The sequence below is a fragment of the Bacteroides sp. MSK.18.37 genome (genome assembly GCF_019129155.2).
Lineage (GTDB): Bacteria > Bacteroidota > Bacteroidia > Bacteroidales > Bacteroidaceae > Bacteroides > Bacteroides ovatus.
The window spans coordinates 3,233,389-3,246,979 of the sequence record NZ_JAHOIB020000001.1; the positions used below are offsets into that span (position 1 = coordinate 3,233,389).

At 40.3% G+C, this 13,591-nt stretch carries 8 protein-coding genes; all 8 read right to left on the reverse strand.

Going from position 1 to position 13,591, the window contains the following annotated elements; translation table 11 throughout:
• Nucleotides 1-9: 9 nt before the first annotated feature.
• From KSX81_RS12860 to KSX81_RS12895, 8 genes are read right to left on the reverse strand one after another with little or no spacing between them, the layout of a single operon-like run.
• Nucleotides 10-1,179 (reverse strand): glycosidase, encoded by a 1,170-nt coding sequence (locus tag KSX81_RS12860; protein ID WP_004322988.1) that lies wholly within the window; start codon nucleotides 1,177-1,179, stop codon nucleotides 10-12.
• A 26-nt stretch (nucleotides 1,180-1,205) separates the two neighbouring features.
• Nucleotides 1,206-2,567, reverse strand: a complete 1,362-nt coding sequence (locus tag KSX81_RS12865) for a DUF4038 domain-containing protein (RefSeq protein ID WP_004322989.1) — start codon at nucleotides 2,565-2,567, stop codon at nucleotides 1,206-1,208.
• 4 nt (nucleotides 2,568-2,571) lie between these two features.
• Nucleotides 2,572-3,612: a glycoside hydrolase family 5 protein gene (locus KSX81_RS12870; protein WP_004322990.1), complete on the reverse strand. Its 1,041-nt coding sequence runs from the start codon at nucleotides 3,610-3,612 to the stop codon at nucleotides 2,572-2,574.
• Between the two features lie 10 nt (nucleotides 3,613-3,622).
• Nucleotides 3,623-6,193: a glycoside hydrolase family 2 protein gene (locus tag KSX81_RS12875; protein ID WP_004322991.1), complete on the reverse strand. Its 2,571-nt coding sequence runs from the start codon at nucleotides 6,191-6,193 to the stop codon at nucleotides 3,623-3,625.
• Nucleotides 6,194-6,211: 18 nt separating this feature from the next.
• Nucleotides 6,212-7,297: a glycoside hydrolase family 5 protein gene (locus KSX81_RS12880; protein ID WP_004302613.1), complete on the reverse strand. Its 1,086-nt coding sequence runs from the start codon at nucleotides 7,295-7,297 to the stop codon at nucleotides 6,212-6,214.
• Between the two features lie 59 nt (nucleotides 7,298-7,356).
• Nucleotides 7,357-8,529: a glycan-binding surface protein gene (locus tag KSX81_RS12885; RefSeq protein WP_004302612.1), complete on the reverse strand. Its 1,173-nt coding sequence runs from the start codon at nucleotides 8,527-8,529 to the stop codon at nucleotides 7,357-7,359.
• 28 nt (nucleotides 8,530-8,557) lie between these two features.
• On the reverse strand, nucleotides 8,558-10,321 hold the full coding sequence (locus tag KSX81_RS12890) for a RagB/SusD family nutrient uptake outer membrane protein (protein WP_217725465.1): 1,764 nt from the start codon (nucleotides 10,319-10,321) through the stop codon (nucleotides 8,558-8,560).
• A 12-nt stretch (nucleotides 10,322-10,333) separates the two neighbouring features.
• A complete protein-coding gene (locus tag KSX81_RS12895; RefSeq protein WP_004322992.1) occupies nucleotides 10,334-13,585 on the reverse strand; it encodes a SusC/RagA family TonB-linked outer membrane protein in 3,252 nt (1,083 codons plus the stop codon).
• Nucleotides 13,586-13,591 lie beyond the last annotated feature (6 nt).

The following is a 13,591-nucleotide window of genomic DNA, read 5'->3' on the forward strand; positions in this document are numbered from 1 at the left end:
GTGATGTATTTATTGTTTCAGGTATTGTTTATTGTGGTTTACCATAGTAATGATCCGCTTCACAGATTCTATAGAACGGAAACCGTCGGTTGGTGTGTGCAGACAATAATCTACAAGCTGGTTTACTGTTGATTCGGCTACATGAAGACGGGTGTCCGAAGACGCATAATAGATATAAATTTTTCCGTTATCATCTTCAATCCATCCATTTGAGAATAATACATTCGATACATCACCGATTCTTTCTTCTCCTATAGGGGCCATGAAATAACCTGCAGGTTCAGCTATAATTTCTGTCGGATCTTCTAAAGAAGTCATATATAAGTATAATACATAGCGTAATCCGGCTGCGCATCCTCTTACACCATGTGCTAAATGTAACCATCCTTGTGGAGTTTTAATGGGGTGTGGCCCTTCTCCATTTTTTACCTCCTTGATCGTATGATAAAACCGTTTATTGATGATTTTTTCCTCTTTTATTTCGGCATGACAGATGTCATCTATGAGTGCCCATCCGATACCTCCTCCATTGCCGGCGTCAATAAAACCATCTTGAGGGCGGGTATACAGGGCATACTTCCCATTCACAAATTCCGGATGAAGCACTACGTTACGTTGCTGGCTCGGAGATTTCAGATCCGGCAAGCGTTGCCATGTTTTCAGGTCTTTTGTTCGTGCAATACCTGCAACGGCTACTGCGGAAGATAAATCACCGGCTGGAGCGTTTGTATCTTTGCGTTCCGCACAAAAAATGCCATAAATCCATCCATCTTCATGTGCGGTCAGGCGCATATCGTACATATTGGTATCAGGAATGTCTGTCTCCGGCATTTCTATCGGATAATCCCAAAAACGAAATCCGTCTACGGGACTATTACTTTCTGCTACTGCAAAGAATGATTTTCGGTCTGCTCCTTCGACACGCGCCACAAGATAGTATTTATGATTGATCTTGATGGCTCCCGTATTCATTACAGCGTTGATGCCAATTCTTTCTTCCATGAATGGGTTTTGTTTTTCATCAAAATCATACTTCCAGATGAGTGGTGCATGTTCTGCTGTTAATACAGGGTGGTAGTAACGTTTATATATACCGTTGCTATTGTTACATATCTCATTTTTTCGGTTGATAAGAGCTTCATAATTTTGTGTTAGCTCTTCTAATCTATTACTTTTCATATTCTATAGTTATTTTTCTCGGTTAATTATTCTATAATTAAAACCCAGTCATTTCCTTTTCCCTTTGTGGGAGAGGATACGGGAATGGTATCTGCTGTTGTATTTTGATAGAATGTGATTCTTCCATTGCGAGGATTCATCCACTTTAAAGACCGTTTGGATGCCTTCATTGAAGGCAAATAAATCGTTCTCTCTCCACCTTGTGGAAAATATACTAATAAGTAGTCTTTGTTGCCGAATGCTACGGGATAGTTTTTATTTTCTAAAGGTACATCGCCAAAGATGGTTTGTAGGTTTTTTCCTTGAGTAAAATCAAATTTCTCCCATAATCTGCGAAAGTGAATTAAATCCCAGGCTCCTTGTTTATCCATTGATTGGTACCATGGAGTGTCGGCGTCACATTTAGGCTCACGTCCGGTATCAAACATCTGCCATATATCATTACAGCCGTATGTATATCCACAAGCTCCGCTGAACATACTTTGGTAAAGTGTATGGCGGATATCATCATCTCCAAATCTTCCATTTTCTTTTTTGAAATTGATCGGAATATTTTCATATCGGGGTTCTCCGTCCATGCATGGCTTGTGTGGTTCCTTTTTTAAATCGGGCAAAAGCAGACGTTGATAGATTGCGAAATCTTGTTGTGCGTGTCCGGATTGACACATATTAAAATCCAGCCACGAAGCATTGTGAAACCAAAATGAGGATGAGTGCTCTCCATGAGGATGATAGGTCATCAAATGGTTTTTGTCTACACTTTTAATACCGGTTGCTAATGCATTCCAAATGGCAAAGTTTTTTCCGTCTCCACTTCGATCACCTCCTATTATCCATATCAGATTGGATGCGTTCATATAGCGTTCTCCTAACCATTTGCCGTATCTATATGCATTTTCCGGTGTAAAAATCTCCGGTCCTTTTCCCCATTGTTTGTCTACCTTATCTCCCCAAGTTGGTAATAGAGCTATGTATAAACCTTTGGCTGCTGCCAGAGAAATAACTTTGTCTACATGAGTGAAATAGCCGGGAGCGGGCTTGTCAATATTGCCGTCAATTAACTTAGGTTCTCCGTTAGATGAAACATCCATATCATCTAATTCATCCAGGATTACCGTTTGTATGACGGTAAATCCTTTTTCTCTGCGATTCTCCAAATATAGTTCAGTCTCTTTGTCATTTAAGCGGCTGATGAGTTCCCATGCTGTATCTCCTATGTAGAGAAAAGGAGTTCCGTCACTGTATTCTAGGTAACGTCCTGAAGAATTTACCCTTAAGTTTCCTTTGGATAGATTCGTGGCGTTTCCTGTCCACCGATCTTCTTGGGCGGAAGTTCCAGTTATACAAAACATGAGTAAAATATAGCAGATGGAGAATCGTTTGAACATAATTCTATTTTTTTAAGGTACTTGTATATTTCTCAATGATAGGCATTTGCGGTCTGTCTTTCCCGTCTTTGGGGGTAATTGCCATGAAATAGGTATCCCACCACGGACCCGCAGCCCAATATGTACCATTGATTCCGTTTTCTTGTAAATATCCCAAGAATAAGTCGAGGGTTTCATTCCAACGGGGATCATTGTCGGGGATTCCATATTCTCCGATAAAACCATGGAATTTATTCTGTTTAATCCATTCTACAAATGGTTTTACCCGGTCGATTCCTTTCTCCGGATAACATTCTTCCTCTTCGTATGAATATTTGTACGTACCGGATGCATCCTTGTCAAAATATACATGAGCTTCAAAGGCAAGGTTATTAGCCGGGTCTTTTAAGAATTTGAGTGTATCACTCTGCTCGATCCAACGCTCTGCTGATGACCAGTCGTTGCCGCCTACCATAATAAGCGTATTTGTGTCGACTTCTCGTATGGCATTGATGGACGCTTGCGCCATGTCGAACCACTTGGTTTCCGGGGCCAGATCATGTGGTTCGTTCATTAGCCCGTAACCATATATGTTTTTAAAAGTGGAGAATTCTTTAGCGATAGCTTGCCAGAAAGAAGCCAGGTCTTCGATTGTTAATCCGTTGTTTCCAATGAGGGTATGTTCGTTGTTCATGAAGCGGCGACAGTAATTATGTAAGTCAAGAATAACCACCATATCGCGTTTCTCTGCTGCTCTGACCAATTCTTTCATTTTATTGAGGTCATGCTGGTTTAGCGGTCCTTTTAAGTCAAGTTGTAGCCGTTCCCATTTGAATGGTAACCGGATAAGTTTCAGCCCTTTCTTTTGCCAATATTCGAGGTCTTGATCTGTCGGGTAGGTATAGTCTTTATTATACTCACCGGGGAAAGATGAACCGAAGTCCGCGCATGCCAAGTTTACTCCGTAAGGTTCACCTGTCTCTTTTACCGGAGGTTGATTACTTTTACATCCATTTAGAGTAAGAAGGCTAAGTAGTAGAAAAGCCGAAATAAAAACTTTTTTCATAATGTTCTGTTTAATAGGGTGATTGAAGATTCCAGCCTTTTACAATAACTGGAGATTCCAAATTTATTTTTAATATTTTTGATTCCTGTGGGTTAAGCCATATATAGTTCTCCGAAACGATAAGTTGGTCCATTTTTTCTGGTACTTCTACGTGTACTCCGATAGCAGGGTGCTTTCCTGTATTTGTTAAAGTCACCATATTGCCTGTGCGTTCCATTTTAATTTCTGTTTGGGGCATTGATACGATGGAGCCCGGACGTACTTCGTAATTGGTAAAGTAATAATTCCGATATATGTTTTTGTTATCTTTGATTATGTCCAGAACAAAGAATAGCATGGTCGATTTGGTTTGTTCTCTATTCAGATTTATTTCTCCTAGTTTTTTGACGACATTATCATCGCCGGTACCGTTGAAAGTATGGGTGGCAACAGTATCTAGTAATGCATTGTATATAGACACTTTGACTTGATAAGGTTCTTTCTCTAATGTTTGGCAGTCATCAAGTAGATAGACAGGAAGACTGACTTCTTGACTGGCAAGGTTGCTGCGGTCAAATAGCATGACTGCTGCTAACGGGGCAAAAGACTTTTGCACAAAATAGTGAACGGGTTTGATGATACCATAATAGTCTACACATGACCATGATACACCAGGATAGTTATCGTTCATCTTATAATAAAGTGCTCCGGTAGTATGAGGCCATAATGTGCGTGCCCGTTCTAATGTATGGCGCACTCCTACTACTTGTGCTAACTGTGACCCGAGGATGAAAGAAGCCAGCGAATCCTTCGGCATAAAATAACCGGAATATTGAGTGAGTTTCTCCATTTCTCTCATCGTTCCGAAGATAGGAGTATGGTGCGTGAAATTACCGCTCCTTTGGGGAGGCCACACTTCTTTTTCCTCGTCCAAATATCTACGCACTGTCTCGATGTGAGGCAATGATGCTATCCCAAATTCTCCCCAAAAAGGAGCGGTCATATTCAAATTGTGATTAAGATGAGCATCGTCCCACCAGCAGTTGTAATTGTGCAGGCTGCCTCCCCAGGCTTCCCCACGATGGAAGGGACGTGTTCCGTCAAGTTCTATACTAAGTCGTCCCATCATGTCAATTGCAGGTCCGAATGGTTTATCTGATTCATTCCCTGCTCCCCACATAATAAGAGAAGGGTGATTTCTTAATCGTTTGGTATTTCTTTCCACTGTTTCTTGCAGGATAGTGTACGGTTGCGTGTTATGGCTATTCCAGGCCGTTGGCCATTCTTGCATGACTAAAATACCATATTTATCGCATAATTCGTAAAAATCATCGGTTTCGGGCATTCCTCCTCCCCAGGCTCTTAACATTTGTATGTGCTGGCTTTGGGCTATCTGGAGCAAATGCTCGTATTTATTTCTTGAGAAGTCCATTAATGCATCCATAGTGCACCAGCCTGTTCCTTTTATGAACATCGGCTTGCCATTGATGACGAATGTCCAGTTATAATAATCTTCTTTAGCACCATCAATTAATGGTCTCATTTCAATAGTCCGTATACCGAACGACGTTTTTGTATGGGCTGTCTTCCCTTTTTGTGGAATGAAGAATAGGTTGAGGTCGTATAGTGATTGTTCTCCTCTGTCATTGGGCCACCAAAGATGCGGATCTTTGATTTGAAGGTCTAAAGATAGAGTTTCCTGTTTCTTCTGACTATTTATGTCGAAATGATAATATTGTTTTACTCCTTTAAAGTTTTTAGGAGATACTTCTGCATATAATACTCCTTTTAATGGAGATGATTCTTTATGCAAATCGAGAGTTAAGCGCATTTGACCATTGAGCGAACGAGTGGCGATGAATGGCGATTCTATTTCTACTGCGGCTTGTTCTTTTAATTGAACGCTACGCCAGATTCCTAATGATGGGATTTGTGCATAATGCCATCCATAAACGCAATTGAATACAACAGTATATTTCCAACTTTCATTTGCGTTGGGAGGCCAGTTTCCCAGAAACATTTGGGGAATGGCTTCTAGTTTTACTATGAGAGTATTTTTATTCTTTAAATATTTACCTATTGAAAAATCGGGGCCTCCGAACATACCTTCGTGTGTTCCCAAAAGTTTTCCATTGAGCCATATTGTACATTTGTTAGCGATTCCGCCAAAAGATAATATACAGTGCGATGAGGGGGAGTCTAGTTCGAACTCCCGCTTCATCCACCATGTTTTGTAAGATTGTTTTTCTGCAATAGAGTCATTCTGTCCGATGTATGGATCAGGTATGATTTCATTTTCTACTAATGCGGTGTGAATACTACCAGGCACACGGGCGGGTATTTGATCTGTCCAGATGGTATGTAAACGTTCTTTTTCACTTCCTCCTTCTGCCAGTTGCCAAGTTCCGTCCAAAGAGATTTTCGCAGGAGTATCCCTGACAAGAGGAATATTTCCTGCTTCAGTCATCTGTATACCTTTTACTTCTATTGGAGATAGCTTTGCTGCAAAGCTTTCCCTGTCTATCTCATCCATTGATTTTTGTGCAATAATCATTGGAGTAGATAGCAGTAAAGTGATAATGGTGATGATTCGAGTTCTCATGGACAGTATTTATTCTGATTATTGTTGTGTACTTTTATATTTCAGGAGCGTGCTTAATTGCGGACGATCCTGTGTGTAATTATTGGTCGGTTGGACAGATAAGGGATAGTCACCCCATCGTGGACCGGCAGACCAATAAGTTCCGTTTATTCCATTTTCTTGTAGATATTTAAGTGCTGCATCAAGAATATCCAGCCAACGACCGTCAGTATCAGGTATTCCATATTCACCGACGAATCCACGTTTATTATTCTCTTTCAGCCAGTCAACAAAAGGTTTCAAACGAGCCACCCCTGTTTGAACGGTTGCACCATCTTCATCATATCCTTTATTATAGTTTCCGGAAGAATCCGAATCGAAATATATATGTGCCTGGAATATCAGGTTATTACTTGGATCTGTAAGAGTTTTCAGATTGTCACTGCATTCTTTCCATCGTCTGGCAGAACTGAATTCGTCTCCGCTAACTATGATGGTTGTTTTAGTATCTATAGTGCGGATGGCATTAATGCAAGCTTGGGCTATGTTAACCCACGGTGTCGATGCCAGCATTTCGTAGGGTTCATTCATAATGTCGTAACCCCAGATATTTTTATAGTCTTTAAACTCCTTTGCCAGTTTTTTCCATACGTCACAGAAATTGTCAACAGTGCATCGTGCATTACCAATGATTGCATATTGATTATTTTGTGAACTTTGCCCGTCGCAATATACACAATATCTTCCAAAGTTATGCATATCCAATAGTATCTGTATGTTTCTATCTTCGGCAGCTTTGACGAATTTCTTCATTTTTGCCAGTTCTGTTGCATTTAATTCTCCATTCATTGTGGGTTGTATGCGTTCCCAACGAAATGGAAAACGTACCAGATAAAGACCTTTGGCTTTAAAGTAATCCAAGTCTTTTTCTGTGGGATAACCATAGTGAGTACCATCTACCCCCGGATATACATTCCCAAATTCAGCTCCTGACAGGTTAACTCCGAAATAAGCTGTTTGTTTGGTTGGTTGAGGTTCATCACCATTTTCTTCTTCGTCTGATTTGGAACAAGATGAAAATAGAAGTGCTATAATCGTTAATAATGAAAATAAGTCTTTTAGCATAAATCGAATTGTTTTTGTTTATGAGGGAACGCTTTAGTACGAGCGTTCCCTTTTTATTTTTACTTATGAACAAACCTGAAATTACACATACTTAAATCAAAATCTTGAGCAGATTCGGGAGAAAATATGATTTTGAAAGCTGTGTTGGTACTAGGATCGATAGGATTAGGCAACAATGCTTCTGTATCGGCACTGATCCGTACAGTTTGCCATCCACCATAAGTATTAACAGGAATTCCTCCTTTGGAAGGATACCATCCATAATCTCCTAAAATGATACGCGCCTGGGCTGATATCGGAAATTTAGCTCCAGTACAGATTTCAAATCTTAAATCGTAAGATGAAGGGTCTGCGGCTACTTCTGCCGGTACAGTAATATATCCGGCCCACATAACCATCCATCCCCAAGCTTTCACGGAATTATTGAAGCGAATATATTTTCCTCCTTCTACTAATGGTTCCGGTTGTCCTTCTAATGTGCCGTCACATAAGAAATCTTTCGGGGCATCAGGGAATTGGCTGGAATGTGTAAAGGCACCGCTTCCCGGCCAATTATTGAAATCGAAAAGTTGAGATACTCCCGGATCCATGTATGTGAGCTTGTATGCTTCATCCATGTTTGCCCCTTTTATAGTAAGAGTAGATTTCGGAGCGGCATTTGCAGGAATTTCTATTGTCAGCTCTGTACGAGTAGCATCGATTACATTTACTGGTAAATTGCCTAGATTAACAATTGCTTCCTCAATTGTAATACCGTAGAGGTCAAAATTATCACCTGTAATAACCGTCGTATCTCCCGGCTGGGTAAATTCATTCTTGAGTCCATTGATTGTTAAATCAGGGATGGAAACGACAAAAGGAATACTTAGTTCTCCGTGTTTGGTTGTAATATAAATTGTGTTTGTCACTTCTTTAGGAAGTGCACGGGGAATAGGTGCGAGAAGCATATCGTATGTCGAATATATCTCCTTACTGTCCACCTCGATATCATTGAATTTTAGGGAAGTGATATCTCCAAGGTTTGTTCCCTCGATTCGTACTACTTGTTCGAAATTTGCTCCCTCAATGGGAAATTCAGCATCTGTTGCCAAAACGACTTTGTCTACAGTCGGAGCACCTGTTGACGGTTTGTTTTCTTTGGCTTTCAGATCGTCGACTTCAACAATATCCGTACAGGATGTTAAAGTAAATATGGATGCTGCGATTATTGCAAAATATTTTATTTTCTTCATAATCTGTTTTTTACATGGTTATAAGTGATTAATCCCAGCCAGGATTATTCTCATTAATTCCTTGGTTTGTCAGGATTTCAAGAGTCGGAATCGGGAATAGCAGATGTTTGCTGGAACGTTGTTTTACGTTGTTAGCTTCATCCATTCCGCCTAGAGCATTCATTGCCTGCAAATAAATTCCCCAACGTATTAAATCCCAACGACGATCGCCTTCCAAGGCTAATTCCATTGCACGTTCTTCAAGGATTGCAGAACGCAGGCTGGTTTTATCTGTAAAGTTTGCCAGTTCTTTGCCTGTTGCATTACTACGGGTGCGAACATCATTTAAAGCATCTACCGATTCTTTTGTCGGGCCATTTAATTCATTAGCTGCTTCTGCAAAAATTAGAACAATATCAGCATAACGTAAAAATGGGTAATTGGCATCTGTACGAGGTTGAGTCTGATCGGCTATTTGTTGTGAATATTTGGTCGTGAAAGCGAAGAACTGTTCTGATCCTCCTTCATCACATCTCCATCCGGAGGTTACTTTAGGATTATCGAACGGAGGTTCTTTGGCTTCAACCATACGTTGCCATTTCCCAAAGTTCGGATAGTATGAACCACCCCCCCAACTTGTATCAGAGTTCTGACGTATCCAACAATGCAACACTCCCTTGTTCACGCGGTAGTCTTTTTCTTCAAATAATAGATACCAGTGTTTTCTACATCCTACCGTTAAGCTATTGTCTATATTTCCTGCTGCATTGAGTCTGCCACAGTAGTGCGAGCTGAATAATGTACCGTATAATTCATCACCGGACTTAGTTTGTAAGCTGAATAAATGTTCGCTACAAGTCTTGCCGGAAGGAGACCAAACCAAATCATAGTCCTCAAGTTTGTGTATTCCATATTCTCCTCCTATTATATCTCCTGCAATTTCGTAGGCCAGTCTATAATATTCTTGAGAGGAAAAGCTTTCGTAACCGGCAACTTGATCCTTGGAGAATGTTGTCGGAACAGGTTCTGTATATACTTTGGTCATAGTGCCGTTTACATTCTGCATGACAAACGGTGCGCCGGTTTTTACTGTTATTTGTTCTCCGGTAGCCATGGACGCAGAGCCGATAGTCGCATATACTTTGGCTAACAAACCTGCCGCAGTTGCAGCACAGACTCTTCCGGGTTTAAATCCATTGTCCGAATTTTTATAAATCATATCTTTGGCGTCTTTAAGCAAAGGTATGATTGTTTCCGTGTATACTTGTGCAATTGGAATGCGCGGATTATTAGTATATTGCCCGGATTCGTTTACACTGACGGAATAAATAGGGATAGCTCCATAAGCACGTACCAGATAGAAATATGCCCATGCTTTAAGAAAATAGCATTCTCCTAATGCATTCTTTTTAAATACTTCTGATACATTTTGCATCTTGTTGATTTCAGAAACCGCTATATTTGCTCGGTTAATCAAAGAGTACATTCCGGTCCAAAGTACATCGGCTTGTCCGTCACCTCCCTGGAAGTTACCACTTCCAAATTGGCTGAACTGCCATACTGCACCGGAAATATAGTCACAGTCATAATCCAGCGGACGTGGGAAACTACCGTATCTGAACATGGCTTCGTGTAATGTGTTATATACTCCTGTTACCCACATGTCGGCACCGTTATCAGAATCCTCAACATCTTCAGGGACAATGAAGTCAAAAGGCTTTTCTTCGATCATACTTTCGCATGATGTCATTACTGCTCCGGATAATAGGAGGCTGGATGCCATCAGATATATGAATATATTTTTCTTTTTCATTATTTCTTGAGATTATAACGTTAATTTAAAACCTATTGAATATGTTCTGCTGCTTGGATATGAGAAAATATCAACTCCTCTTCTGGAAGCGTCAGAACCAAAGGCGTTTACATCCGGATCAAACCAACTATAACCTGTAATCGTGAATACGTTTGTTACTGTACCGAAAACAGACAAGTTGCTAATTCTTTTTATGACTGAACCGAAATTGTAGTTTAAGTTGATCGTTTTTAGTCTGAAGTAAGAACCATCTTCTACATAACGGTCGGAGAGTTTCATGTCACGGGTCATTGCAGTAGTGACGCGAGGCCATTTGGCGTTAGCTGCATTCTCTGGTGTCCAGCGGGAATCATAAGCATCTTGAGTGATGTTTGCAATACTGCTCATTCCGATATTTGTCAAGTTACCATTAAAAATATCATTACCATGAGTACCTTGGAAGAACAATCCCAGAGTCAGATTTTTCCATCGTAAATTGGCGTTCAGCCCGTAAATAAAGTCTGGATTAGTATCACCGATGATAGCTCGGTCTTCTGACGTTATTTTTCCGTCATTGTTTTTGTCCAGGTATTTGATTTCACCGATCATTCTGCGAGCCTCATCATCAGATGCTTTGGCATATATTGGATCTGCACGGACTTCTGCTATATTATCATAGAAGCCGTCTTCTATATAGCCGAAGAGTGTTCCGATAGGTAATCCATTTCTTTGCAGAAAGACTTCTTTGGCACTATACCATAATTGGTTAGCATATTGATCGGCCGTTAAACCTCCGATTTCATTTTTATTAAAAGAGATGTTACCGTCGAAGTCTAAGGTCCAGTCTTTTTTATCTAATGCAATGATTTTACCGGTTAGCTCAAGTCCTTTGTTTTTTACATGACCGAAATTCGTCCACATGGTAGTATAACCGGTACTATTCGGTATAGATACATTTTGTAGCAGGTCATTAGTTTTTTTATAATAATAGTTAGCGGATAAACTAATCCTGTTATTCCAGAATCCCATGTCGAGTCCGACATTATATTGGTCGGTTGTTTCCCATTTGAGTTTGTCATTCAAAGGACCTTTGTAAGTTTGTCCTGCAAATCCACTGCTCAATGTTCCGTCGAGAGGGTAATTGGATGGTGCAAGTGAAGCGATGGTCTGGTAACTGCTGATCGCTTGATTACCGGTTTGACCGTAGCTGAATCGCAACTTTAAGTTACTGAATATATTTAGGTTTTTGATGAATTCTTCTTCAGATATAGTCCATGCTACTGCTCCTGAAGCGAAGTTCGCGAATTTATTTCCGGGAGCGAAACGGCTTGAACCATCACGACGGAACGATGCTGTGAAAATATAGCGATCCTTGAGTGTATAGTTGGCGCGTCCTAATAAGGAGACTAGAACTGCTTGTCCTCGATAGCTGGCTGGTGTCTCAATATTTAACGCCTGGCTCATATCGAAGTCCTGTGTGATGTCAGTCGGGAAGTTGGACGCATTCATTGTTTTGCCACCCCAGTCTGATTTTTCGTAAGTGAAACCGGCTACTACATTGAGATGATGTAGTTTGTTGAATGTCTTATCGAAAGTAACCAATGATTCTGCTGTTAAGTTCTGCCAGAAATTGTCGCTTTTACCAGCTCGTCCGTTGGAAGCTTTACCTTCTCCTGTTTCACGATTGTAGTAACTTGCACGATCGTTTACAGAATAACTGATACCTAGATTCTGACGGAATTTCAAACAATCAAGGATTGTAATTTCGGCAAATGCAGAAGTAAACACATTAATTGATTTCAGTTCATCTTTAGCTGTATTAACGTATGTACGTGGATTGGCTGATAACCATGCATAAGAATCATCTTCTGTCTTGTCCCCTACATATAATGTTGGTAAATAAAGCATAGCAGAGCGGATGATACTATAATCATAGGAATTTGACTTGGCAAACTTAGTTAACGAACGGGTAAAGTTGATATTTAGTCCCGTATTTAACCAGGGTTTCACATGGCTTCCAATGTTGGCACGAACAGCAAAACGTTCATAACCTGAATTCTTGATGATACCACTCTGGTCTGTATAGTTGCCTGAAAATGCATAGTTGCTCTTTTCATTTCCTCCTGATACACTAAGATTGTATTCCTGTGTTAATGCATCTTGTAAGATCTCGTCCATCCAGTTGGTGCCTTCTACCCATTCTTTATTGCCATATTCGTCTTCACGATAACCCGGATTGAGATAATCTTCTGGTGAAGCATAGTATTTACCGGAGTTAGGAACGATTTTATCGTTTTCGTCGCGACGGTAGTTCCATTTTCCACGATAAGGCAGGTATGAATAGGGAAGATTGTCATAAGCAGCTCCGTTGATTACACCTTCATTTACATAATTAGCATAAGTGTAAGCATCCAGCATTTTGACCATTTTGGCTATTTTGGAAAGTCCGAAGTTGGCCGAGAACTCAACTTTGGCATCTCCGGCACGACCTCTTTTAGTGGTAATTAATACGACACCATTAGCTCCGCGAGAACCGTAAATGGCTGTTGCAGAAGCATCCTTCAAAATATCGATTGATTCGATGTCATTAGGATTGATTAATGAAAGAGGATTGGTTGTTGAGTTATTGCCTTCATTTGCTTTACTACTTGGAGTGTCTCCTACTTCAAACGGAATGCCGTCGACAATGTAAAGTGGTTGTGAATTTGTAGAAAATGAGTTGGCACCACGGATGGTGATACTTACGCCTGAACCGGGAGCACCGTCACTCTGGTTTACTTGTACACCGGCTAATTTGCCTTGTAAAGCTTGGGAAATACTGGTAGGATTACCAAGCATCAAGTCATCACTTTTAATAGAAGAAACAGCTCCGGATAAATCTTTTTTCCTCATTGTACCATAGCCGATAACTACTACTTCATCCAGAGATTGAGTATCATCTTTGAGTGAAACATTGATTGTTTTACGGTTTCCTACAGTGACTTCTGTTGTTTTATAACCGATAAAAGTGTACTGAAGAACAGATTTTTGGCTTTCTACTGTTATAGTATATTTACCATTTAAATCAGTGATGGTACCATTATTCTTTTTAACTCCTAACTCAACAATATTAACTCCCGGAAGAGGTTCACCTTTGCTGTCTGTTACAGTACCTTTAATCTCAATACCTGCTGCTGAGGCAGCTGTATTTATCATCCAGAACATAATCAAGAAGAGCCAGACTCCTTTTGATCCTTTTAACATCCGCACTTTTGAGCGGGGAAAAGAAAAGAGATTCTTTTTCATTTTTCT